Origin of the sequence: Acetanaerobacterium elongatum (genome assembly GCF_900103835.1) — a bacterium.
Classification (GTDB): domain Bacteria; phylum Bacillota; class Clostridia; order Oscillospirales; family Ruminococcaceae; genus Acetanaerobacterium; species Acetanaerobacterium elongatum.
In genome coordinates this window covers 20,655-46,324 of sequence record NZ_FNID01000001.1, presented here as the reverse complement: position 1 = coordinate 46,324, position 25,670 = coordinate 20,655, and the positions used below count along the sequence as shown (strand labels likewise).

Here is a 25,670-nt window from a genome sequence, read left to right as displayed (position 1 = left end):
CGCGCCCCCCGCATATTTTACAAAGTTTATATTGTTTTCTTGTTGACAAACAAAGCTTTTGGGTGATAAAATGTATAGTCGGTACTGGTGCTGTACTTATACAAAATTGCTGTTGAAAATTCATTATTATCGCTAAAAACGGCACGATAAAGTTCATCAGTCTTGTAATTTTCAATGAGAAATTGCAGATACTACCACTTAACGTTGCTTATAAGGGTGCTCAAAGCGCCTTTATAATAAATATTTTAAGTTCAAGGAGGTGCAATATGCCAACCTTTAACCAGCTGGTACGCAAAGGTAGGGAAGTTTCTGAAAAGAAGTCGACCGCTCCTGCTCTTCTGAAGGGTTTTAACTCTAAAAAGAGAGTAGCCATCGACCAAAACTCCCCCCAAAAACGCGGTGTTTGTACTGCTATCAGAACCATGACACCGAAAAAGCCGAACTCTGCTCTGCGTAAGGTAGCGAGGGTAAGGCTCACCAACCAGATCGAAGCATCGGCCTACATCCCCGGTATCGGACACAACCTGCAGGAGCACAGCGTGGTACTCATCCGTGGCGGTCGTGTAAAGGACCTGCCTGGTGTGCGTTACCACATCATCCGCGGTACTTTGGATGCTCAGGGTGTTGCCAAGAGAAACCAGAGCCGTTCCAAGTACGGTGCAAAACGTCCGAAGGCTGGTGCTGCGAAGAAGTGATCAAAGCCCCAATGTTTGCGCTCAATTAGCGGCTATGCCGCAGGAGCAGGCAGATGTGAAGGGATAACTATATATAATATGTGTGAAAGCACGTTTGTATTGGTTTAAACCTTGCATTTGGCCAAACGGGAGTTTTGCGCTTTCGAGTACCGATGAATTCATTATGTGAAGGAGGGAAGCGAAGTGCCAAGAAGAGGTCAAACCGCAAAACGTGATGTTTTGCCGGATCCGCTTTATAATTCAAAGCTTGTCACACGTTTAATCAACAGTATTATGTATGACGGCAAAAAGGGTGTTGCCCAGAAGATTGTTTACGGTGCATTCGACATTGTGAAGACCAAAACAGGCAAGGATCCCCTGGAGGCTTTCGAGCTGGCCATGGAGAATATCATGCCCGTGCTTGAGGTTAAGGCCCGCCGTGTAGGCGGTTCCACCTATCAGGTTCCAATGCCGGTTCGTCCCGAGAGAAGACAAACCCTCGGTCTGCGCTGGTTGACAACCTATTCCAGAAGTCGTTCTGAAAAGACGATGAAGGAAAGGCTTGCGGGCGAGATTGTCGATGCCACCAACAATTTGGGCGGCGCCGTGAAGAAGCGCGAAGACACTCATAAAATGGCTGATGCCAACAAGGCGTTTGCCAACTATAGGTGGTAGTTCGTTATCCGTAATAATTTTTTGTCTAACCAATTGTGATTTATGTGCCTTTGTTTTTCAGTGGTGCTATGCACGCTGCAAAGGCTGCATAGTTTCTATTTCTTGAAGGAGGACTATATGCCAAGAGAGGTTTCGCTTGAATTAACTCGAAACATAGGCATAATGGCTCACATCGACGCTGGCAAAACCACTACTACAGAGCGCATACTGTTTTATACAGGTAAAACTCACAAGATCGGCGAGGTTCATGATGGCGCTGCAACGATGGACTGGATGGAGCAGGAGCAGGAGAGAGGTATTACCATTACCTCGGCTGCAACCACTGCCTTCTGGAAGGGCCACCGTGTCAATATTATCGATACCCCCGGACACGTAGACTTTACAGTGGAAGTTGAGCGTTCGCTTCGTGTACTTGACGGTTCTGTTACCGTTTTCTGCGCGAAGGGCGGCGTTGAGCCGCAGTCTGAAACCGTATGGCGTCAGGCTGACAAGTACAAAGTGCCGCGTATGGCCTATGTTAATAAAATGGACATCATGGGTGCGGATTTCTACCGCGTTGTAAACATGATGCACCAGCGCTTAAAGTGCAATGCCGTTCCCATTCAGCTGCCTATCGGCTCTGAACAGTTCTTTAAGGGTATTATCGACCTGCTCGAGATGAAGGCGTATGTATATTACGATGATCTGGGCAAGGATATCCGCGTGGAAGAGATTCCTGAGGATATGAAGGAGCTGGCTGAGGAATATCACCACAAGCTCATTGAGGCTGCTGCCGAGGTGGACGAAGAGGTGATGATGAAGTACCTGGAGGGTGAAGAGCTTTCTATTGATGAGATTAAAGCCTGCATCCGCAAGGGCACCATCCAGAACCTGCTTGTACCCGTTGTTTGCGGTACATCCTACCGTAACAAGGGCGTTCAGAAGCTGCTTGACGCAGTAGTAGACTATATGCCTTCACCTGTTGATATCGACCATATCACCGGTGTTAACCCCGAAACCGGCGAGACCGAGGTTCGTCCGTCTGACGACAGCCACCCCTTCGCCGCGCTCGCATTCAAGATTGCAACCGACCCGTACGTTGGTAAGCTCTGCTTCTTCCGCGTATACTCCGGTTCGGTAAAAACGGGCACCACCGTTTATAACGCAAACAAGGATAACAACGAGCGTATCGGTCGTATTCTGCAGATGCACGCCAACCACCGTCAGGATATCGACGAGTGCTTTGCGGGTGATATTGCTGCAGCTGTTGGCCTTAAAAACACCACCACAGGTGATACCCTGTGCGATGAAAAACACCCGATTATCCTTGAGTCGATGGAATTCCCCGAGCCTGTTATCCGCGTAGCGATTGAGCCGAAGACCAAAGCCGGCCAGGAGAAGATGGGTATTGCGCTTTCAAAGCTTGCTGAGGAAGACCCCACCTTTAAAACCTACACCGACGAGGAAACCGGCCAAACCATCATCGCGGGCATGGGCGAGCTGCATCTTGAGATTATCGTAGACAGAATGCTGCGCGAGTTCCGCGTAGAGGCCAATGTCGGCAAGCCTCAGGTTGCCTACAAGGAAACCATCCGCAAGCTGGCGGATGTTGACCACAAGTATGCACGCCAGTCGGGCGGACGCGGCCAGTACGGTCACGTTAAGATCAAGGTTGAGCCCAACGTATCCGGCAAGGGCTACGAGTTTAGAAATGCCGTAGTGGGCGGTGCTATTCCCAAGGAATACATCGAGCCGGTTAACCAGGGTATTCAGGGAGCCATGCAGGCAGGCGTTTTAGCGGGTTATCCCGTTGTAGACGTAATCGTAACCCTGTATGACGGTTCTTACCACGAGGTAGACTCCTCTGAAATGGCGTTTAAGATTGCAGGCTCCATGGCCTTTAAAGAGGCAATGAAGAAGGCTGATCCGGTAATCCTCGAGCCTATTATGAAGGTTGCGGTTACCGTTCCCGAGGAGTACATGGGCGACGTTATCGGCGACCTGAACTCCCGCCGTGGTCAGATTCAGGGCATGGAGGCACAGTTCGGCGCTCAGCAGATCAATGCCTTCGTTCCGCTTTCCGAGATGTTCGGCTACTCCACCGACCTGCGTTCCAAAACACAGGGCCGCGGCAACTACGCCATGGAGCCCAGCCACTACATTGAGGTACCCAAGTCGATTGCAGAGGGTATTATGAATACCCGTGCAAAGCAGGAATAATGGCAGTAGATAGGGGCTTATCAAATTTTTGAAAGCTCTTGATATTTGCCTTTAGAATTGCTACAATGTTCCTATATGCTCTTCGTAACTAAAATTTAAAATGTGTTTATAAAAGGAGGATATCCCAATGGCAAAAGCCAAATTTGAACGTAACAAACCCCACGTTAACATTGGCACCATCGGCCACGTTGACCACGGCAAGACCACTTTAACGGCTGCTATCACCAAGGTGCTCGGCATGAACGGCCAGGCTGCTTTCATGGCCTACGACATGATCGATAAGGCTCCTGAGGAGAGAGAGCGCGGCATTACCATTAACACCGCACACGTTGAGTACGAGACCGATACTCGTCACTATGCTCACGTTGACTGCCCCGGACATGCTGACTATGTTAAGAACATGATTACCGGTGCTGCTCAGATGGACGGTGCTATCCTCGTTGTATCCGCTGCAGACGGCCCCATGCCCCAGACTCGTGAGCACATCCTGCTCGCCAGCCGTGTAGGCGTTCAGTATATCGTAGTATTCATGAACAAGGCTGATCAGGTAGACGACGATGAGCTGCTTGAGCTCGTTGAGATGGAAATCCGTGAGCTGCTTTCTGCTTACGAGTTCCCCGGCGACGAGATTCCGATCGTTAAGGGCTCTGCGCTGAAGGCTCTTGAGAGCACCTCTACCGACAAAAACGCTCCTGAATACAAGTGCATCCATGACCTCATGGCTGCAGTAGACAGCTATATTCCTACCCCTGAGCGTAAGACCGACCTGCCCTTCTTAATGCCTGTTGAAGACGTGTTCACCATCACCGGCCGTGGCACCGTTGCTACCGGTAGAGTAGAGCGCGGCCAGCTTAAGACCGGCGACGAAGTTGAGATCATCGGCCTTACCGAAGAGAGAAAGAAGACCGTTGTTACCGGCGTTGAGATGTTCAGAAAGATCCTCGACTTCGCTGAGGCAGGCGACAACATCGGCGCTCTGCTCCGCGGCGTTCAGAGAACCGATATCGAGCGCGGCCAGGTTCTTTGTAAACCCGGCACGATTCACCCCCACACCAAGTTCAAGGGCCAGGTATATATCTTAAAGAAGGAAGAGGGCGGCCGTCATACTCCTTTCTTTGATAATTACCGTCCCCAGTTCTACTTCCGTACCACCGACGTTACCGGCGTAATCAAGCTGCCTGAGGGCACCGAGATGTGCATGCCTGGTGATAACGTTGATATGAGCGTTGAGCTGATTACTCCGATCGCTATCGAGGCCGGTCTGCGCTTCGCTATCCGCGAAGGTGGCCGTACCGTTGGTTCCGGCGTAGTTTCTGCTATCAATGAATAATTAAAACCTGAATAGGGTTTATAAGAGGGAAACCGAAAGAGGTTTCCCTCTTTTTTGTGCAATCGTAAGAAGTTGACTGCTGTACTGCTTTAATCATCACCATCCCCGTCCTATAAACGTATAATGGGTTAGGAACAATAACGCCGCGGAAAAAATGCGCCGAAATTGGATGGGTAATGAATACCTTAAGCATAGGGTTCACCGTTCCAAGGAAAGGGTTGGTCGTGCAATGCGCAGACGGTGCGGGGGCAGGCGCGGCGGTTGCTTCGGGGGATGGTTCCCGCTTGTTGCGTTTGCAATGGGCCTCGGAATGTTTCTTTCATGGTTTTGCTCCGTTAGATTTACCATTCTCCTCTGTTCACTGATTATTGTCATCTTAGCCTGCCGGTGTTTCCGAAACTTCTGGTGGTAGCAGGGTGATACAATGCTTTGCACGGTAATGCTTTAGCAATAAAGCAATTCACATCAAAGGGGTGAAAGCATGAAGGTAATCGTCGTAAAAAGCCCCAAATTCTTATCGGGAATCCTTCGGATGATCTTCCGAATAAAAAAGAAAGACTGCTGATATACATAAGACATAAAAAATCCCAAAGCCCTCTGTTTTAACAGAGGGCTTTCTTGCATATATTGGACATGGGGTGAATATCTATTTCTTAGAAAACTGATAAAGGAGAGGAATCTTTATGGAGCTTATGGTCAATAAACAGGCTGTTACCATAAATGAAACAGTATACGACGGATGTGTACAGCAGCCGGTAGAGGCCGACCTGATCTTGCCCGATTACTGTCCCGATATCCTGAGGGTGCTGAAGTGTGATATCCGCGCTGCGGTTACAACAAGGCAGTTGATTGGCGAAAAGGTCACGATAGACGGCACCGCAACGCTCACTGTAATCTATCTTGACGACAGCCGCCGCCTGCGCAGCTACGAGCACAAGCTGCCCTTTACCACCGTGATTGATATCAGAACCACCGCCGAGAACGCTATGGTGGAAACCGGCGTAAGCACCGATTACGTCAACTGTCGTCCCGTTTCATCGCGTCGGCTGGATGTGAAGGGCTCGCTGAGTGTATGTGCCAAGGTAACCGCCCAGAAAAGCGAGCAGATTGTCAGCGAGGCCGCGGGCATGAATGTAGAGCTAAAACGCAAGATGCTGCAGAACAGCCGTATGATCGCCAATGTAAGCCGCAGCTTCACGGTAAAGGAAGAGCTGGAGGTACCGAACAGCAAGCCGCCGATAGCAAGTATTATCCGCAGCAACGGCGTATGTGTGGTATCAGATTACAAGGTGATTGCCAACAAGATTATTCTCAAAGGTGAGCTTACCGAGCATATCGTATACACCACCGATGAAAGAAACGGCGGGGTAGATACCATGGAGTATACCCTTCCGGTTAGCCAGATCATTGATGTGGACGGTGTAGACGAAAACTCGCAGTGCGCCGTCACCCTTTCGGTAAACAGCGTTACCGCCGAGCCGAAGGCCAACGGCGAGGGGGAAGCCAGAACCGTAGCGCTGAACGCCGATATCAACTACGGCGTAAAGGCCTATAATAACGCCGAGGTGCCCGCGGTGGTGGATATGTACTCCACAAAGTATGAATCCGACTACCAAACCAAGCCCATTGCCGTAGAGAGGCTCAACGGCATCGTCAGTGATGAGTACACGGTTAAGAGTGTGCTTGATATGCCTGACGATAACATCAACCGTGTGCTGGATGTTTGGAGCGAGGTGAATGTTAAGAGCGCCGGGATTGAAAATAACGAGCTTACACTTGCCGGAACCCTCAAAACCGGAATGCTGGTAGAACATGCAAACGGTGAAAACGGCTATTACGAGCGAACCTCCGATATGGAGTATCGCAGCCCGCTGCAAAATCCCGCCGAGAACATGACCGCAAGCGCAGGCGCACAGGTAAAGGATACCAAGTTTACCCCGGTCAACGGTAAGATAGAGGTGCAAAATACCATTGCCGTAAACGCTTCGATACTTAGTGCCGACAAGCAGAATGTGCTTACCGATATCAAGGTAAACGAAGCGGCACCCAAGAAGGCGGAGGAAGCCGCCGCGCTGACCATCTATTTCGCCGAGAAGGATGAATCGGTTTGGGACATTGCCAAGCGCTACAATACCTCGGCACAGCGGATTGCCAGCCACAACGACCTAGCCGACGAAACCCTTAGAGACCGCTGTATGCTGTTGATACCAACCTTCGCCGTATCTGACGAGCAATAAAGTAAAGGGGGATTACAGGTGGATAGCCGTAACATCTATGCAGATATTGCGAAGCGTACCGACGGAAACATCTACATAGGCGTGGTTGGCCCGGTTCGAACCGGAAAGTCGACCTTTATCAAGCGCTTTATGGAGTCGCTGGTGCTGCCCAATATCGGCAATGAATTCAAGCGTGAGCGCGCAAACGATGAGCTGCCGCAGTCGGCGGCAGGGCGAACCATTATGACAACCGAGCCGAAGTTCGTGCCCGAAGAGGCGGTGGAGATTACACTTGACGGCAACGTGAACCTGCGCGTTCGCATGATCGACTGCGTGGGCTATATCGTGCCGAGCGCTATCGGATATATTGAAAACGACAACCCGCGCATGGTGCAAACCCCGTGGTTTGAAAGCGAGATACCCTTCAACATGGCGGCGGAAATCGGCACGCAGAAGGTTATCCGCGAGCACTCCACCATCGGCCTGGTGGTAACCACCGACGGCTCCATCAGCGAGATTCCGCGCGCGGAATACGAAGAGGCCGAAGAGCGGGTAATCGGCGAGCTGAAGGAGATCAACAAGCCGTTTGTGGTGCTGCTCAACTGCCGCAACCCCGAAAACCCCGAAACGCAGGAACTGCGTGAGCGGCTGGAGGCAAAGCATCAGGTACCGGTATTGGCGGCCAACTGTCTGCGGCTGGAGGAGGCCGATATCCGCGAGATTATCGCAACCGTACTCAACGAGTTCCCGATTAAGGAGATTCTGGTCGATATCCCGAAGTGGATTATGACCTTAAAGAACGATCACTGGCTCAAAGCTGCCGTATGCGATGCCATTAAGGAAGCCGCCTCCGGCATACGCCACGCAAGCGACGTGGAGCAGAAGCTCAACATGGTGTGCGACTGCGAGTATGTCAACTCCATGGCGGTGAAGGGCATCGACATGGGTAAGGGAAGCGCAAAGGTTGAGGTAGGGGTAGCGGGGGATTTATTCTATAAAATACTAGGCGAGGCAACGGGGCTGGAGATTAAGTCCGAGGCGGAGCTCATGCCCGTGATGATTCACCTTGCCAACATGAAGAAGGACTACGACAAGGTAAAGAACGCCATCGACGAGGTGGCCGCCACCGGCTACGGCATCGTACGCCCGAGCATTGAGGAGCTTTCACTGGAGGAGCCGGAGATTGTCAAGCAGAACGGCAAGTTCGGTGTAAGGCTCAAGGCCTCGGCGCCCTCCATCCACATGATGAAGGCGAATATCACCACCGAGGTTTCGCCCATCGTGGGCTCCGAGAAACAGTCGGAGGAGCTGGTGATGTACCTGCTTAAGGAGTTTGAAGAGAACCCGCGCAAGATCTGGAGCTCCAATATCTTTGGCAAGTCGCTGCACGAGCTGGTGAACGAGGGCCTCAACAACAAGCTCTACCGTATGCCCGCCGACGCCAGACAAAAGCTGCAGGAGACGATTGAACGCATCATCAACGAGGGCTGCGGCGGTCTGATCTGTATCATTCTCTAACCTCACGCCGCGCATATTTGCACACCGCAACCGCTGTGGGATATAACCACGGCGGTTGCGGTATTTTATGGGCAAAACAGGGAACAATTTAACAGGGTGATATCATGCTGAACAACCTATTCAAGAAAAAGCCTAAAGACAGCCCAACGGGCAAAGAAGCAAATACTGCCGAATACTTAGGCCTAAGTAAGACGCTTGAAAAAAATATCGCTCTGTTTAAGAGCATTTTTGAAAACGACGAAACTCTGGTGATAAGAGAGTTCCAAAATAAGAACCTTAAAGCTGCCCGGTGCTGTATTCTGTATATCGATGGTATGGTGAACTCCGAGATTATTAACCAAAATATTATCCTGCCGGTGCTCCGAAACGATTTGTCGGTGAATATTGAAAGCGATAATCTGTTAAATGAACTAATGTGCAAGGTTATTGTATCCAATGATGTAAAAGAGAAAGCGGATATTAACGAAATCGTCGGCTCGATAATCTACGGCGACACTCTTTTTCTGCTCGATGGCTACGACAAAGCCCTGATTATTAGCACAAAGGGTTGGCAGATACGCTCAGTAACCGAGCCCGATTCTGCAAAGGTTGTGCGTGGACCAAGAGAGGGTTTTACGGAATCGATACTGGTGAACCTCTCGCTCCTGCGGCGCAAGATAAAGAACCCGCAGTTGAAATTCAGGTTTAAGGAAATTGGGGAAAGAACACACACCAGAACCTGCATCTGCTATATTGGAAATTTGGCTTCAATGGACGTATTAAGCCAATTGGAACAGCGGCTGGAAAAGATAAAGATTGACGGAATTATCGATTCCGGTTACATCCAGGAACTGATTAAGGATGCCCCCTATTCACCTTTTGAAACAGTCGGTTCCACCGAACGCCCGGATGTAATTGCGGCCAAGCTGCTCGAAGGCAGAATAGCCCTGTTTGTTGACGGCAGCCCCTTCGTGCTAACGGTACCCTATGTAGTGGTAGAAAACTTTCAGGCAAATGAGGATTACTACAACAACTATATCTTTGCAACCATGAACCGGCTGATTCGTGGCTTTACCGCGGTAACATCCATTACCATTCCGGCTATCTTTCTGTCTCTTGTAACCTATCATCAGGAAATGCTGCCTACTCCCATGCTGCTGAGTATCTCTTCATCCAGACAGAATGTGCCCATACCAACGGTTGCTTCGTTGTTTATTATGCTGTTCATCTTCGATGTTTTGCGTGAGGTAGGTGTCCGTATGCCCACGCCCATCGGCCAGACCGTAAGCATTGTGGGGTCACTTGTTCTGGGGCAGGCGGCTGTAGAAGCGAAACTGGTAAGTGCACCGGTGATTATTGTAACCGCCATTACAGGTATTACGACACTAATTAACATGAACTTCATCAGTGCGACAATCATCTTTCGTACGTTACTGCTGTTAGGTGCGGCGTTTCTCGGTATCTACGGCTTTTTGCTGTGCTTTATTATTCTTTATCTGCACTTGATGAGCATACGCTCTTTCGGTGTACCCTACATGATGAATGTTACAAAGGCTCAGAACCATGATGGACAGGATGCATGGATTCGCGCCCCATGGTGGATGATGACCACAAGACCTAAGATTATAGGGGGCAGAGACTTACCCAGACAGCCTCAGAGCAAAAACGAAAAGGGGTAAGGTTTAGGATTTTAGCACATGCTTTGAAATCACGTTTCATACTAAAGCATGAGAATTGGGAAAGGCTTGGCTCTTCTATGAAAAGAATCAAAGCAACACTGCTTACATTAATGCTGCTAATCAGTTGTATATTCTTTGCCGGTTGCCTAAATTACAGGGAGGTTGATGAATTCTCGATTGTTGCAGGCGTGGCGGTTGATAAGGAGCAAAGCGGGCAGTATAAGCTTACGGCAGAGGTCGTCAAGATTGGAGGAGGGAAAGATACCAAAACAACATCCGAGTTAATTACGGGTGAAGGGAAGACGATGTTTGATGCGGCTAGGAATATGATATCGGTTTCGGGTAAAAAGCTTTATTGGAGCCATGCAAAAGTGCTTATCCTAAGCGAGACCGTAGCCCGTGAAGGGGTAGGCAAAATTCTGGACTGGTATGGCCGCGATCCAGAAACCCGTGAAGAAACCTTGATACTTGTTTCGCAGGCAGAAACGGCAAGGGAGATTTTTGATATTCCGGAAAACACAGAAGACATCAAATCGTTTCAATTAGGCCAAATTATCACTAACGAGAAGAGTTTAAGCAAAGCTCCTAAAACCGACATACTGCAATTTGCTATCGATTCACAGTCCGGCAAAGCGGCGACCGTTATTCCAACAATTGGCCTAAAGCAAGCGGAGAAAAAAACAGTTGCTCAGATTATGGGCGTAGCAATCATCAAGGACGATAAGCTTGCAGGCATGCTGGACGGGGAAGAAACCAAGTATCTGAGCTTTATCAAGGATGAGATAAAGGGCGGAATATTAACGGAAGAGGTGCAGGTCAGGGGAACCCCCACCCGAATAGCCCTTGAGATTTTTGGCAGCAAAACAAAAACCTCACCGGTTATACAGGGCAACGATATTCAGATGAATATAGACATTGAAACTACGGTTTCCATTGGTGAAATTAGCGGTAACGGTAACTTTATTGAAGAAGAGGGCCGGGTACAGCTTGAAAAGCTGGCAGGAGCTGTATTAAAGCAAAGGGTCGAAGCTCTGATTGAAAAGATTAAGATGCAGTATGGTGCAGACATTTTCGGGTTTGGAGGAAAGCTCAGGGAAGACAGAGTGAAGGTGTGGAATAGTGTGAGCAGTAATTGGAATGATGTCTTTAAAAGTCTGAAGATAAACGTGACAGCTACGGTGCACATTAAAAACAGTGCAGGTTACACGCGTAATCTGCAGGAGTCAGAAAGCAGCTAATCCTTGCATATCTTGAAACACGGGCTGTTTCATTGGCCGTCAGAGAAAAAATTTATTCAGTTATAAAACCGGAAAGGCATGGTTACAGAGATGCTTGCGCTTACGGTTCTACTATACTTTTTATTATTCATATTTGATATTAAACCTTTATATAAGAAAAAGCTGTGGGCAGATTTTTGGGTAAATGTCACTTTAACAGGGATATCATTTACTGTTGCCGTATTGCTATGCCTTAAAGTGAAAATACCTAGCCCAGAACTTCCTATATGCGAGCTGATAACCTCAATCTTTGGAAAGTAAAAGAATATTGAATAAAGGGTAGGAAACCAAATGCGGAAGGAACAAATCATCGATAAAGAGGCCATATGTCTGCTGATCTCTTTTATAATCGGCAGCACACTTATTGTGGGGGTGAGCGGCAGTTCTAAGAATGATGCATGGCTTTCTTCAATTACAGGTTTTGTAATGGCTGTTCCCGTACTGTTAATCTACTCAAGAATCCTCACACTGTACCCTCAAAAGGATTTATTCGACATCTTAACGCTCGTCATTGGTAAGATAGCAGGCAAATTCGTTACGGTGGTATATACTTTATATGCCTTTCACCTTGGTTCTCTGGTGCTTCGAAACTTTGGAGAATTCATGAATTCATTTGCCATGCCGGAAACACCAATGATTATACCGCTTGTTGCAATGGGTATGGTATGCATTATAGCTGCCCGGCTGGGCGTAGAGGTGTTGGGAAGAACTACTACATATTTTCTTCCGGGCATCTTTCTCATTTTGTTAATAGTACAGCTGCTTGCATTACCACAGCTGCATATTAATTATCTTAAGCCTGTGCTCGGAAACGGTATTACACCCGTGTTGAAAGACGGTTATTCGGCTTTTGCGTTCCCTTTTGCCGAGACCGTAGTTTTTATGGGGGTTTTCGATGCATTAAAAACTCCGAAGTCACCCAAAAAGGTTTATTTTTTAGGGGTGGTTATTGCTGCTGCAATTATAACCATTACAACAGTGCGAAATATTGCAGTGCTCGGTAATATGCTCGGCAGTTTCTACTTCCCCTCCTACGAGGCGGTTAGCCGTATCAGCATTGGAAATGTAATTGAAAGAATAGAGATAACCGTATCTTTCGTCTTTGTATTCGGCGTGTTTGTTAAAACGTCTGTTTGTATGATGGTTGCGGGCAAAGGGATTGAAAAGCTATTGAACCTTAAAAGCTATCGGTCGATTATCATACAAATTGGAGTACTGATGATTCTATTTGCACAGATTATATACGATAACATTATGCAGATGCGGCTTTGGGCATTTAAGGTGTACCCTTACTATGCCTTCCCCATGCAGGTGATTCTGCCCGTTATTATCTGGATAATTGCAGAGATAAAAAACAGAAAGATCAGGAAGATGTACAGTAATGCGGATCAAAAAGCCGAAGATCAACAGTAGTTACCTGATTTATAGGATTGATTAGGTGCAGAAAAGGGGAAATCACACTAATAACTATCTTACAAATCCACCGAAAACCACCCGGTAAAATTGTCTATCCTTTCATCGAAAAATGTTTGCTTTTGGACGCCGGTTCATTTATAATAACAATTGTAAACGCGCGTTTATGAAATGGTTTGCGGCAAACGCGAAAACGATTTCGAATGCCTCTGCGTTTCAGCTTACAAGGGGTTAATTAAAACCCGGAAAGGCAAACTACCGGCAATGAAAAGCGAAGATATCGCCCGCCTGGCGGGTGTTTCACGCAGTACCGTTTCAAGGGTGATTAACAACTACCCCAATGTCCCGCCCGAAACCCGTGAAAAGGTCATGCGCATTATTACCGAGATGGGCTACGAGCCGAATAACTCGGCACAGATACTGGCAGGGAAGGCAAACAACACCCTCGGCCTGTTTGTGGTGAGTATCTACAGGCGCGAGAACATCTACCAGAACAGCTACTACTCCTCTATTGTCAACGCCGCCGTAGATGCTGCCAACAGTTGCGGCTACTATGTGCTGATACATACCATTTACTCCGAGGCCGATTACTGCCGCATCTTCCAGACCATCTCGCAAAAACGCATCAGCGGCGGGATTATCGTGGGTAACGAAAAGGATACCGAGCAGATTAAAAAGCTCATTCAAACACAGGTTCCCGTAGGGATTGTAGACTTTGACCCGAACCGGCTGCCGGAAAACGATTTAGCAAAATCCAACCTTGTGGTAGTCAATTCCTCTGATTATGAGAGTGCTATACAAGCAGTAAACTATCTGTACAAGCTGGGGCACCGGGAGATTGGCATCATCACCGGACGTCCGGAGACCTATACGGGGCTCAGGCGGTATCAGGGGTATCTTTCGGCAATGAACTCGCTGGGGCTAAAGGTGAACGAAAGCTTTGTCCTGCGCGGCAGCTTTCAGCATGACATCGCCTACCAGCAAACACTCCGGCTGATTGACGGGCACAAGCTGCCCACCGCGCTGGTTTCGTGCAGTGACGATATGGCCATTGCCGCGATTAAGGCGTTTAAAGAGCGCGGTATAAAGGTACCGCAGGAGCTTTCCATCGTCAGCTTTGATAACAGCCCAATGGCAGCGCAGTTTTCCCCGCAGCTTACCACCTTTGAGGTGCCGCTTTACGATATGGTAACGCGTGCCGCGGAGCTTGTTATAGGCAAGATAGAGGGAAGCGGCGAGGGCTTTGAAAGCGAAAGCTTCCCGTTGCGGTTTATCGAGCGTCAGAGCTGCGCACCCAAGGGTATGTAAGTATTATTTAGCGCGTAAATCCCAAACAGGGGTTGAATAGATTAAAATCATTAGGGGGTACCTTCATTGAAATTCGGCTTTTTTGATGACGCACGCAAGGAATATGTTATTCAATCACCCAAAACACCTTACCCATGGATTAACTACCTCGGCACGCAGGACTTTTTTTCACTGATATCCAACACGGCAGGCGGCTACAGCTTTTATAAGGATGCCCGTCTGCGCCGTATAACACGCTACCGTTACAACAACGTACCGGTAGATATGGGCGGACGCTACTTCTACCTTTACGATAACGGCGATTTCTGGTCGCCCGGCTGGTCTCCTGTAAAGCGCGATTTAGAAGCCTACGAATGCCGTCATGGCATGGGCTATACCGTTATCAAGGGTAAGCGCGGCGGTATCTCCACCGAGATAACCTTCTTCGTTCCGCAAAACTATGCGGGCGAGGTGCAGAAGGTGGTTGTAAAAAACGAGTCCGGCGAGAAAAAGTCGGTAAAGCTCTTCTCCTTCCTGGAGTGGTGCCTGTGGGAAGCCTACGACGATATGACCAACTTCCAGCGTAACTTCAACACCGGCGAGGTAGAGCTCGAGGGCTCTACCATCTACCACAAAACCGAATATAAGGAGCGCCGCGACCATTACGCGTTCTACACCGTAAACGCGCCTATTTCGGGCTTTGATACTGACCGTGAAAGCTTCATGGGCCTTTACAACGGCTTTGAAAACCCGCAGGCGGTTGCTGCCGGAAAGTCCAACAATTCGGTGGCCGACGGCTGGTCGCCCATCGCATCCCACTGCATCGACATCACCTTAGCCCCCGGCGAAAGCAAGGAGCTGGTGTTCATCCTCGGCTATGTTGAAAACAAAGAGGAGGAAAAGTGGGAGAGCAAGGGCGTTATCAACAAGACAAAGGCGCATGAGATGATTAAGCGCTTCTCCACCGCAAAGCAGGTGGACGAGGCTCTGGCCGAGCTTGCGGATTACTGGAACAAGCTGCTCTCGGTATACAACGTAAACACACCGGAAGAGAAGCTCAACCGCATGGTGAACATCTGGAACCAGTACCAGTGCATGGTTACCTTCAACCTTTCCAGAAGCGCCTCCTACTTCGAGTCGGGCATCGGCCGCGGCATGGGCTTTAGAGATTCCAACCAAGACCTGCTGGGCTTTGTGCACCAGATTCCCGAGCGCGCCAAAGAAAGGCTGCTCGACCTTGCCGCTACGCAGCTTGAAAACGGCGGTGCTTACCACCAGTATCAGCCCCTCACCAAGAAGGGCAACGACGCAGTGGGCGGCAACTTCAACGACGACCCGCTGTGGTTGATCTTAGCCTGCGCAGCCTACATAAAGGAAACCGGCGACATCGATGTGCTGAACACCATGGTTCCCTATGAAAACGACGACAGTAAGGCACAGCCGCTGCTAGACCATATGAAGCGCGCGTTCTACCATGTAGTGAATAAGCGCGGGCCGCACAACCTGCCGCTCATTGGCCGTGCCGACTGGAACGACTGCCTTAACCTCAACTGCTTCTCTAAAACCCCGGGCGAATCGTTCCAAACCACTACCAGCAAGGACGGTCAGGTGGCCGAGTCTATCCTGATTGCCGGTATGTTCTGCTACATCGGGCCGGAATACGTTGCGATGTGCGAGAAGATGGGTAAGCTGGAAGAAGCCCGTAAGGCCCAGGGCCACATCGAGGATATGAAGAAAGCGATTCTTGAAAGCGGCTACGATGGCGAGTGGTTCCTGCGTGCCTACGACGACTTCGGGCGTAAGCTCGGCAGCAAAGAGAATGAAGAGGGCAAGATTTTCATCGAGCCGCAGGGCTTCTGCGTAATGGCGGGTATCGGCGCCGAGGACGGCAAGGATATCAAGACGCTTGATTCCGTGAAGAAGTACCTCGACAGCAAGTACGGCTTGGTACTCAACAACCCGGCATTTACCCGTTATTTCATCGAGTACGGTGAAATTTCCACCTATCCAGCGGGATACAAGGAAAACGCCAGCATCTTCTGCCACAACAATGCTTGGATTATCTGCGCCGAGGCGTTCGTTGGCCGCGGTGACCGCGCATTTGAATACTACTCCAAGATTGCTCCCGCCTACACCGAGGAGTACAGCGATATCCACCGCACTGAACCCTATGTGTACGCGCAAACCATTGCGGGCAAGGACGCAAAGCGCCACGGTGAGGCCAAGAACTCCTGGCTCACCGGTACTGCTGCATGGAATTTCGTGGCGGTTTCGCAGTATATCCTCGGTATCAAGCCCGCCTATGACGGCTTAGAGATTAACCCCGGCATCCCGCACGAGTGGAGCGGATTTAAGGCTACTCGCCAGTTCCGCGGTGCCACCTACGAGATTGAGGTGTCTAACCCCAACAAGGTTTCCAAGGGTATCAGGCAGCTCACAGTAGACGGCAAGGAGATTAACGGCAATATCCTGCCCGTATTCTCCGACGGAAAAACGCATGCCGTTAAGGTTGTTATGGGCTAACTGTTTTTTTCAAAAATGCACAGGCTTTGTCCTGTGCATTTCATTTTAAAGGTCATTTCTGTCGCTTTTAAACGTTTATCCATATTAATAGTATAAGAATGTAAAATTTTATGGCGCTTTTTAGCTAAATATGTTATTATAATCAATATATGAGCTATAAGTTTTACTCTATACTTACTCTAAATTCAGTACAATCTATGAAAGGAATGGACGGGATGGTTTTTTCTACCGACTTCACAGGTTCAGCAGGGGATGAAATTGGCGCGTGACCTGCGTTTGTTTGATGCTTCTTATGGTCATTCCGTTTTATTAAGAAAAGGCCAGACTATTACCGAAACGGCGATTATTCGTATCATTTCTCTGGGCTTTTCCGGGCTTTATATCGACGACGGGGCCGAAGATGACGTAACGGTGGAATCCGGTGTAAACGAAGAGCTGCGTGTGGAATTTATTACCGGTGTCAAATCACTCTTTTTAAGCTTTAAGGGCTCTTTTGACAAGGATGTTATTAAGCAGATTGAAAAGATATCGGTAACGGTAGGCAGGTTGATTGATGAGATTAAGAACAACGAAGACTTTATGGTAAACATCGTTGACCTGAAGATGTATGACGATTATACCTATCATCATTCGCTCAGTGTTGCGGTGATATCGCTTACCATAGGTATAGCACTTGGCCTTAATAATGTTGAACTGCACCAGCTGGGCCTCAGTGCGGTGCTGCATGATATCGGCAAGCTGATGATTCCCGCCAGTATTATTCAAAAACCCGGCCGCCTTACCTGTGATGAGTTTGAACTGATTAAGAACCACCCGATGTATGGTACCAAGATACTGCCTCATCGCCATGATATCCCCGAATCAATCTTTGATGGCATACTGTCTCATCACGAGCGTATGGATGGCTCGGGGTACCCCAAAGGCCTTAGAGATAAAGAAATCCCGCTTTCCGGCAGGATTTTGGCGGTGGCCGATGTTTACGACGCACTTACCTCCAACCGCCCCTACCGTTTACCCAGCCTTCCGTCTGAGGCCAGCGAGTATATCATGGGTGGCACCGGTTCGTATTTTGATGAGGATGTCGTATCGGCATTTATCCGCAAGGTTGCCCCGTATCCGGTAGGTACCTGTGTACGCCTGAGCAACGGCATTACCGCGGTAGTGGTGAAAAACCGCGAAGAGGCACCTTTGCGCCCCTTGGTTCGCATATTAAGCGGCAATATGCTCATCGACCTTACCGATAAACGGCATCTGAACATCGTAATCAACGGGTTAGGATATTCCTGAGCCGAATTTTGAAGTCGTTGACTACTATACATCGTATAATAGCTAAGAAGTGATAGAAGCGTTATATATCGTATATGGTATATAACTGTTAAGAAGGGAAATTGATTTATTATGTGGGAACGTTCATTCCTCAAGCAAAATGCGAAGCTGGTTTTAAAAACAAACTACTGGATGGCTCTGGCAGTATGTCTTGTTGCGGGTATTTTAACTGGCAGTAGCGGCGGCAGCGCAGTCACCAGAATAACGAATTCGTTTAATCGTACCTACAGCGGCAGCTATAGTGATTACTACCGTGATTTTTCCAATACAATAGACAGCATGATTTCTTCTATCGGTGTTACGGTATTAATCTTCAGCATCACACTTGTTTCACTCATTGGCATTGCGTACGCAGTTTTTGTAGCTAACCCAATTACGGTTGGCAAGAGCAGATACTTTGTGCAGAGTCGCAGACAGGTTTCAAAGTTTTCGCTGCTGTTTTCCAGCTTTAAGAGCGAAGCCTATCTTGGTGCTGTAAAGACTATGTTTTTAAGGGATATCTTCCTTTTCCTATGGACCTTGCTGCTCATTATCCCCGGTATTATCAAGGGCTACGCCTACCGTATGGTTCCGTACATACTGGCCGACAACCCCAACATCGGCGCAGGCCGTGCAATCGAGCTGAGCGAGCAGATGACCAAGGGCGAAAAGTTTGACATGTTTGTGCTTGACCTCTCGTTCTTAGGTTGGGTGTTGCTTTCAGCGCTAACCTGCGGTATCGGTATGATCTTCTTAAAGCCCTATATGGAGGCGACCTTTACGGAGCTTTATGCCGTACTCAAGGATAAGGCCTATCGCGGCGGGCTGTGTACCCCCGCAGAGCTGAATGAGTACTACCCGCAGGCACCTAATGAGAATAGTGAATTTTAAAGAGTATTATTAAGCAAAACGCCCGAGGCCGAACGGCCTCGGGCGTTTTATGCTAATTGCTAAAATTCTTTTGAATACTTAGCGATGTAATAAATCTGCACAACATAAACCAGCAGATATGCACCGACAATCAATAGAACGGTGCAGATGTTGGCATTCGTTAGTACTAAGCATAGCATCGCGACACCAAATATTATACCCATGGCGTCAAACCCTTTCGCTTTTGCTTTAACACGAATCTGTATATTACGCTCGTCGCGTTCTTCAATACTTTGACGCCGGAAGTATTCAGGGTTTTTACGCATCATAACGGCGGTTACAATCTGTGCGATAGCCATACCAAACGCACCGGCGCCTACGCCGATGCAGATGCCCGAAATACCCTTTAAGCTTTCATCGGTAATCACAAAAATGCCTGCTAACGCCAGTGCCAAACCCGCCGGCAGTACAATTACATAGGGCCAAATCTTTTTATTCATTATAGTCTGCCTCCTCATAGATAAAAATGTCCTCAATGTTCTTGTTAAAAAAACGAGCGATTTTAAACGCCAGCAAGATAGACGGGTTATACCGCCCGTTTTCAAGCGAGCCGATGGTTTGCCGTGATACCTCCAATATATCGGCGAGTTCCTCTTGTCTAAGCCCGCGTTCCTTTCGCAGTTCCTCAAGCCTGTTGTTCATATTATACTCCATTCCGCCACCGCAGTGGCGGCACAAATTATGATGAAAATGGCATGTGCCACGCAGCGGATGCCGGACACATTTTCCGGCCGGCAAGCGCCTTTTCCCCAAGCGTAAAAGTTCTTTCACGCTGCTCCTCCAGCGCCATGCCACGGGGGCAGCACGGCATATACCAATCATTTTCATCGTATCCCTCAATTAAATGTAAAGCTTGCTTTCCATAGAAAGAATACCATAGCACGAGTATAATGTCAAGCATACTTTCCATTCAAAATTAAAACCCGGAGGATAATAAAATCCTTCGGGTTTTTATGAATAGTAGAATTGAGTTATGTATTACAAAGAGGCCAAGATGCCCTGCGCAATACCATAGCCGGTTTTATCAATGATTTTGCCGTTTAGCATCTGCTCATACTCATTGGGGTTGGTAATGAACCCAAGCTCACAAAGTACAGCGGGCGCATTGTAGATGCGCGTTACCACATAGGTGGAACGATAGGATTTTCTGGTTTCGCGCCCAGCTGAAGAGGCGATATTGTTGAGCAGGTTACCCGCAAGTCTGCCGGACTGATCGGTATAATAGTACGTTTCCACACCCTTGGTTTTATTGGCGTTAGTGTTTTCGGCGGTGCTGTTGGTATGTACCGATACAAAGAAATCGGGTTTTACCTTCTCATCAAAACCCGTACGGTTGGTAAGGGTGACACCGGTATCGCTCTGACGTGTCATATATACCGTAGCGCCAAGGCTCTGCAGGTAATCGCGCGCCTTCTGGCTAACGGCAAGGTTGAGCATCTCCTCGGTGGCGCCGTCCGCACCGGTAGGCCCGATAGCGCCGGGGTCGGTGCCGCCATGCCCGGGGTCAAGCACTATGGTAACGCCGCTCAGCGGTTTCTCACCAAAGGCACGCTTGGGTGCATATTTAAAGAACAGTACGGCGTCGTCACCGCGGTATTCCAGTGAATACCCCCATACTTTCGCGCCGCTTTTAGTGGTAAAGGTCGCGCACAGGCCATTGCCTTCGGTTTTCACCGAGGCACCTGAAAAGAGTGCACTGCTTGAAACATCAAAGCCCTTTACACCGCTAAGGTTATAAAGGTAAACCCGTACGGAACCGTCACCGTCGGCAAACATAAACGGCGCCTTCGCAGCCCCCTTGATTACATAGCTTTCGCCGTCGGTGCCCTTTTTAAAACTAATGCCGCTCACAGAATGATTTGCAAGAGCAGCGCCCTCCACCAGAGTTACATCCGACTTCTTAATGTAACCGCCCATTCCAAGCTTAAACATAGTATCCGTAATATCGGTTATATAATCATTGGTTCCCTTCCTCAGGTTGGTAATGGAACCTTCGTTGGTGTCTTCACCCTTATAAACAAGGGTTACATCATTGGTAACCTCCACCGAAGCAGTGGTGTTTGAACCGATATAATAAAGGCTGCCGGTAGATTTAAAGCTGGTGGTCTTGCCGTTGTATTGTAAAGTATACTCCACCGGCCCCAGCTTAGTGGTTTTAGATTCGCTGTAATCGCCGCTTACGGTAAGGGCTCCCTTGTAGGTGGCAGGTACCCCGTTTTCGGCGGTGGCGGCGGCTTGTGATAGAGTGGTGGTGCTGTTGCCCAGTTTGGCAGTAACGGTAGCTCCAGAGGGGGCAGTGCACTTTACCGTATATTGAAAGCCGCTTTTAACAGCATCTGTTTTCGAGGGCAGCATAGAGCTTTGGGTAATCTTTGTAATCTTGCTCACCCCACCGGAAGAGGGGCGTTTCAGGGTGCGAGTAATGGTTTTAGAGCCCTGCGTTACCGTAACCTCTGTGGTAGAGGGGGTATCAATCAATACTCCGAAGGTGCCGCCGGGGCCGCGGGTGGTTACCTCCTCGCCGTTTACATAGAGCGGCTGGTTGGGGTTGGAGGTACCCATAATAAAGTAATCGTCGGTGGATACGGTAATATCCTCGCTTGGGCGGGTTACCGAAAGCTTGGTGCTAAGGTCAAACGCGCTTGTCTTATCGTTGACCGTGCCGCTCAGGTATAACCTGCTGATGTCCGAAAAGATATTAAGCGGGTTTTTCAGCAGGGCGGAGCTTGCACTGTAAACATGCCCGTTACAATAACTGCTGCGCGAAAGCAAAATCTCATATAAGAGCTCGGAAGGGTCTGTGTAGCTGCCGCCGTCTGCCGATTTATCCCCCACGGCAGAAACATTCAGCGCGGGCATAATCAACACATCAGTGCCGTAGGCGGCCTTCTGCCAGCCTGCCATCAGGGCTTTAAAGTCGTCGGTATCGGCACCGATAGCATGGTAACACTGGGGTACAATATAGTCAACCAGCTTATCGGCAATCCACTTTTGGGTATCGAAGTCATTGTCAAGGCTGTAGGCGGTTCCCGCAGCCGAAACCCCAAAGAACACCGAACCATTCGCGGAGTTGACACGCTGCTTTACCTCTTTAATAAGATTAGTGATATTATCCCGCCTGAATTCCTCTATCGAACGGGTACCGCCATACTGCGTGTAAGACTTGGCGTCATTCAGCCCCGCAGGGTAGATGTCGGTATCCATATGAATGCCGTCCACCTCGTAGTTTGACGCAATCTCGGCGGCTGCGTCGGCAATCATGGTGCGCACGGCGGGGTTGGCGATATCAAAATACTTGGCACCGTCCTTGGCACCCAGCAGATACTCAGGATGCTTGGAAGCGGGGCTGTCGGTACTTGCGGCATTTTGCGGCTTGCTGTTTTGCTTAGCTACGGCAAGCGGCGGTGGGGTATAGCCTTGGGTGGAGTCTACATACTTGGCCATCTCTTTAACACTGTCTAAGGAGGCTGTACCCAATGTCGCGCGCACAGGGTCTATCCACGCAAACACCTGAATCCCCTTTTTATGAGCGGAGGATATAAAGTAAGAAAGCGGGTCAAATGTCAGGGTGCCGCCCTGCTTGCCGGTAAGGTAGTACGAAGCAGGGAAGAGCTTTGATTTGTAAAGCGCGTCACCCGAGGGCAGCACCTTTACAAATACTGCATTTAATCCGTTTGCGGCTTCAAAGTTCAGAATAGCGTCAATCTCTTTTTTCAGCTTGTCGCTGCCCAAGCCGGGTGCGGAGGGGAAGTCTTTGTTGTTTAACGAGTCTACAAACACACCCCGCAACTCGCTGCCCTTCAGAGTTTTGGAATTTGTCGCCGCATGCACTGTCGGCAGGCAGGCAAGCAGCAGGCTGAATGCAACCACAACGGCAGCAAAACGAAAGGTGTTTTTCATAAAGCGTCAGTCCCTTTTGCAAGAATTATAGTATGCAGTGCTCTACATTAGATTTGTGTAGCTTTTTCGTGCTTTTCCTGCTTGGTTAACATAAATATTTTATGATAACAGTTATTTCACAGAAAATGCACTAAATATTACACCTAGTTATTATAATAGCACAATTAGAACCCAATGAACAGGAAAAATAAGTAGAAATTCATGATACTGTTGTAAAATAATTGGTTATAATCTAATTAATTGTAAAAACGTTGACGTATCCTTGGAGCGAGGGTATAATGAAAATAATTATAGTGTTCTTTTAGTGTATTCCGCCCAATAACCTGTTAATGATATCCTTAACTTTATACTACCTGTTAAGGCAGAATATAAAAGCTCAAAAAAGAAAGGCATGGTCTTTATATGAACAGCCAGCTGGAACAAATCTCAAGCCGCATTAAGGAACTGCGCGAGATTCTTGAACTCTCCGCCGAAGAGGTTGCACAGAAGGTCGGCATCCCGGCCGATACCTACCTTGAATATGAGAACGCCAAGGCCGATATTCCTATCGGCGTGTTATACGACTGCGCCGCGGTGCTGAAGGTAGACCCTGCCGAGCTGTTAACCGGTGAGGCTCCGCGCATGACGGAGTATACCATCGTGCGCAACGGCAAGGGTGTGGCGGTAGAACGTTACGCTGGCTATGCCTTTCATTCACTGGCATTAAACTTCATCGGCCGCAAGATGGACCCGATGATCGTTACCCTTACCCCCAAGGATCAGCCGCCCGAGCTTGTATCCCACGCAGGGCAGGAGTTTAACTACGTCCTGGAGGGCACCATTGTCGTCACCACGCAGGGGCATGAGTTTGTGCTGCACGAAGGCGACAGCATCTACTTTAACCCCAAGCCGCTTCACGGCCAGCGGGCCGTAGGCGGTACCGCACGCTTTCTGACGATTATTTGCGATTAAAACTAATTCAAAAAGAAATAGTATTAAAAAATCTTCACAAAAGCGCATGAATCCAACCTTTTCGCTCGATTTTATGCTATTTCTAATCGAAATAAGTTAGGGTGGAAATTATACAATGAGTTTAGTTGAACGTTATTTAGAGAGAACCGAGTTTTCAAGCTATGAAGACTTTAAACAGAACTATAAGCTGAATATCCCCGAGGATTTTAACTTTGCTTATGATATTGTAGACGAGTGGGCACGCCTGGAACCCAACAAGCCCGCGTTGGTTTGGTGCGATGAGAAGGATAACGAGGAACGCCTTACCTTTACCGATATTAAGGAGCGCAGCGAGCAGGCAGCCAATGCCTATCGTGCATTGGGTATCAAGAAGGGCGACACCGTTATGCTCATGCTGCGCCAGCGCATTGAGGTATGGGTGTGCATGGTGGCGCTGCACCGTATCGGTGCGGTGGTAATTCCCGCTACCTACCAGCTTACCCCCAAGGATATCGACTACCGCTGCAACGCCGCGGATGTAAAGATTATTACGGCGGTGGATGACGATGAGATACTAAAGCATATTACCCTTGCACTGCCTTCCTGCCCTACCGTAAACCATGTGTGCATTGTGGGCAGCAATATCCCCGAGGGCTTTATTGATTTTCGCAAGATGCTTGACCAGTCCCCCACGGGTTTTGAACGCCCGACCGGTAAGGATGCCATCAAGGTGACCGACCGGATGCTGATGTACTTTTCCTCCGGCACCACCGGTATGCCCAAGATGATCTGGCACGATTTTTCCTACCCGCTCGGGCATATTGTTACCGCGAAGTATTGGCAGAATGTTGAGGAGGGTGGCCTGCACCTTACTATGGCTGATTCCGGCTGGGCAAAGTTCGGCTGGGGTAAAAGCTACGGCCAATGGATTTGCGGTGCCGTGAATGTGGCGTATGACGATATCAAGTTTAACGCCCATCATCTGCTGGAGACGATCTCGCGCCTGAAGCTTACCACCTTCTGCGCACCACCCACCGTTTACCGTTTTCTGATAAAAGAGGATCTCTCCAAGGCCGATTTCTCCACCATCAAGCATGCGGGCATAGCGGGCGAGCCGTTAAACCCCGAGGTTTTCTACCAGTTTAAAAAGGCTACGGGTCTGGAGGTTACCGAGGGCTTCGGCCAATCGGAAACCAGCGTGCTGCTCGCAAACTTCCCGTGGTTTCCCATCAAGCCCGGCTCTACCGGAAAGCCTTCTCCGTTATACGACATCGATATTGTGGATGAAAACGGCGAGTCTTGCGAGGATGGTGTTACAGGGCTGATTGTAATTAAAAACACCTCCATGGCTTACCCCGCGGGTCTGTTCCGCGGCTACTACAATGATGAGGAAGCCAATGCGCGCGCGTGGACAGGCGATACCTACTCCACCGGCGATACCGCGTGGCGCGACAGCGACGGCTACTTCTGGTTTGTAGGCCGTAAGGACGATGTAATCAAATGCTCCGGCTACCGTATCGGCCCGTTTGAGGTGGAAAGCGCGCTTCTTACCCACCCCTCGGTACTGGAATGTGCGATTACCGCGGTGCCTGACCCCATCCGCGGGCAGGTAGTAAAGGCAACCATCGTGCTGGCCAAAGGCTATACCGCCAGCGACGAGCTGAAGAAAACCCTGCAGAACCATGTAAAGCAGGTAACCGCACCTTATAAATACCCGCGCGTGATTGAGTTTGTGGACGAGCTGCCCAAAACCCTCAGCGGCAAGATTCGCCGCGTAGATATCCGCAATGCTGATGCAAGTACTGAACATAAGTAATGACTTACTAAAGGAGTGA

The 25,670-nt window shown here is 49.1% G+C and carries 20 protein-coding genes; 17 read left to right on the top strand and 3 right to left on the bottom strand.

The window, feature by feature from the left end; genetic code table 11:
- The first annotated feature begins 266 nt into the window (after positions 1-266).
- The 15 genes from rpsL to BLR50_RS00155 all read left to right on the top strand — a co-directional run bounded on the left by rpsL (position 267) and on the right by BLR50_RS00155 (position 18,966).
- Complete coding sequence (gene rpsL / locus BLR50_RS00225) at positions 267-695, top strand: 30S ribosomal protein S12 (protein ID WP_092637289.1); 429 nt, start codon at positions 267-269, stop codon at positions 693-695.
- A gap of 183 nt (positions 696-878) precedes the next feature.
- A complete protein-coding gene (gene rpsG / locus BLR50_RS00220; protein ID WP_092637287.1) occupies positions 879-1,349 on the top strand; it encodes a 30S ribosomal protein S7 in 471 nt (156 codons plus the stop codon).
- A gap of 117 nt (positions 1,350-1,466) precedes the next feature.
- On the top strand, positions 1,467-3,548 hold the full coding sequence (gene fusA, locus BLR50_RS00215) for an elongation factor G (protein ID WP_092637284.1): 2,082 nt from the start codon (positions 1,467-1,469) through the stop codon (positions 3,546-3,548).
- Positions 3,549-3,675: 127 nt separating this feature from the next.
- A complete protein-coding gene (gene tuf, locus BLR50_RS00210) occupies positions 3,676-4,878 on the top strand; it encodes an elongation factor Tu (protein WP_092637281.1) in 1,203 nt (400 codons plus the stop codon).
- 481 nt (positions 4,879-5,359) lie between these two features.
- The gene (gene spoVM / locus BLR50_RS14825; protein ID WP_143008008.1) at positions 5,360-5,443 is read left to right on the top strand and encodes a stage V sporulation protein SpoVM; all 84 of its coding nucleotides are present in this window, start codon (positions 5,360-5,362) and stop codon (positions 5,441-5,443) included.
- Between the two features lie 118 nt (positions 5,444-5,561).
- Positions 5,562-7,115, top strand: coding sequence for a DUF3794 and LysM peptidoglycan-binding domain-containing protein (locus BLR50_RS00200; protein WP_092637277.1), 1,554 nt, complete (start codon positions 5,562-5,564; stop codon positions 7,113-7,115).
- An 18-nt stretch (positions 7,116-7,133) separates the two neighbouring features.
- Entirely contained in the window at positions 7,134-8,612 is a 1,479-nt protein-coding gene (spoIVA, locus tag BLR50_RS00195; RefSeq protein ID WP_092637274.1) for a stage IV sporulation protein A, read from the top strand.
- Between the two features lie 104 nt (positions 8,613-8,716).
- Positions 8,717-10,270: a spore germination protein gene (locus BLR50_RS00190; protein WP_092637272.1), complete on the top strand. Its 1,554-nt coding sequence runs from the start codon at positions 8,717-8,719 to the stop codon at positions 10,268-10,270.
- 77 nt (positions 10,271-10,347) lie between these two features.
- The gene (locus tag BLR50_RS00185; protein WP_092637269.1) at positions 10,348-11,508 is read left to right on the top strand and encodes a Ger(x)C family spore germination protein; all 1,161 of its coding nucleotides are present in this window, start codon (positions 10,348-10,350) and stop codon (positions 11,506-11,508) included.
- Between the two features lie 78 nt (positions 11,509-11,586).
- On the top strand, positions 11,587-11,808 hold the full coding sequence (locus BLR50_RS00180; protein WP_242871653.1) for a hypothetical protein: 222 nt from the start codon (positions 11,587-11,589) through the stop codon (positions 11,806-11,808).
- Between the two features lie 30 nt (positions 11,809-11,838).
- Positions 11,839-12,960, top strand: coding sequence for a GerAB/ArcD/ProY family transporter (locus tag BLR50_RS00175; protein ID WP_092637265.1), 1,122 nt, complete (start codon positions 11,839-11,841; stop codon positions 12,958-12,960).
- Between the two features lie 264 nt (positions 12,961-13,224).
- Entirely contained in the window at positions 13,225-14,268 is a 1,044-nt protein-coding gene (locus BLR50_RS00170) for a LacI family DNA-binding transcriptional regulator (protein WP_092637263.1), read from the top strand.
- Positions 14,269-14,334: 66 nt separating this feature from the next.
- Positions 14,335-16,770 (top strand): glycoside hydrolase family 94 protein, encoded by a 2,436-nt coding sequence (locus tag BLR50_RS00165; RefSeq protein WP_092637261.1) that lies wholly within the window; start codon positions 14,335-14,337, stop codon positions 16,768-16,770.
- A 258-nt stretch (positions 16,771-17,028) separates the two neighbouring features.
- Entirely contained in the window at positions 17,029-18,057 is a 1,029-nt protein-coding gene (locus tag BLR50_RS00160; protein WP_162840255.1) for an HD-GYP domain-containing protein, read from the top strand.
- 111 nt (positions 18,058-18,168) lie between these two features.
- Positions 18,169-18,966, top strand: coding sequence for a DUF975 family protein (locus BLR50_RS00155; RefSeq protein ID WP_092637256.1), 798 nt, complete (start codon positions 18,169-18,171; stop codon positions 18,964-18,966).
- A gap of 59 nt (positions 18,967-19,025) precedes the next feature.
- Here the strand turns inward: BLR50_RS00155 and BLR50_RS00150 are convergent, their stop codons facing one another.
- From BLR50_RS00150 to BLR50_RS00135, 3 genes are all read right to left on the bottom strand, one after another.
- Positions 19,026-19,445, bottom strand: a complete 420-nt coding sequence (locus BLR50_RS00150) for a DUF6442 family protein (RefSeq protein ID WP_092637254.1) — start codon at positions 19,443-19,445, stop codon at positions 19,026-19,028.
- Positions 19,438-19,647, bottom strand: coding sequence for a helix-turn-helix transcriptional regulator (locus BLR50_RS00145; protein WP_092637251.1), 210 nt, complete (start codon positions 19,645-19,647; stop codon positions 19,438-19,440). Before BLR50_RS00145 ends, BLR50_RS00150 begins: the two co-directional genes overlap by 8 nt.
- A 336-nt stretch (positions 19,648-19,983) precedes the next feature.
- Positions 19,984-22,905: an N-acetylmuramoyl-L-alanine amidase gene (locus BLR50_RS00135; RefSeq protein WP_092637247.1), complete on the bottom strand. Its 2,922-nt coding sequence runs from the start codon at positions 22,903-22,905 to the stop codon at positions 19,984-19,986.
- Between the two features lie 402 nt (positions 22,906-23,307).
- On the opposite strand from BLR50_RS00135, the gene BLR50_RS00130 reads away from it, so the two are divergent.
- Both BLR50_RS00130 and BLR50_RS00125 read left to right on the top strand, forming a co-directional pair.
- Positions 23,308-23,856, top strand: a complete 549-nt coding sequence (locus tag BLR50_RS00130) for a helix-turn-helix domain-containing protein (protein WP_092637245.1) — start codon at positions 23,308-23,310, stop codon at positions 23,854-23,856.
- Between the two features lie 115 nt (positions 23,857-23,971).
- A complete protein-coding gene (locus tag BLR50_RS00125; protein WP_092637243.1) occupies positions 23,972-25,651 on the top strand; it encodes an AMP-binding protein in 1,680 nt (559 codons plus the stop codon).
- Positions 25,652-25,670 lie beyond the last annotated feature (19 nt).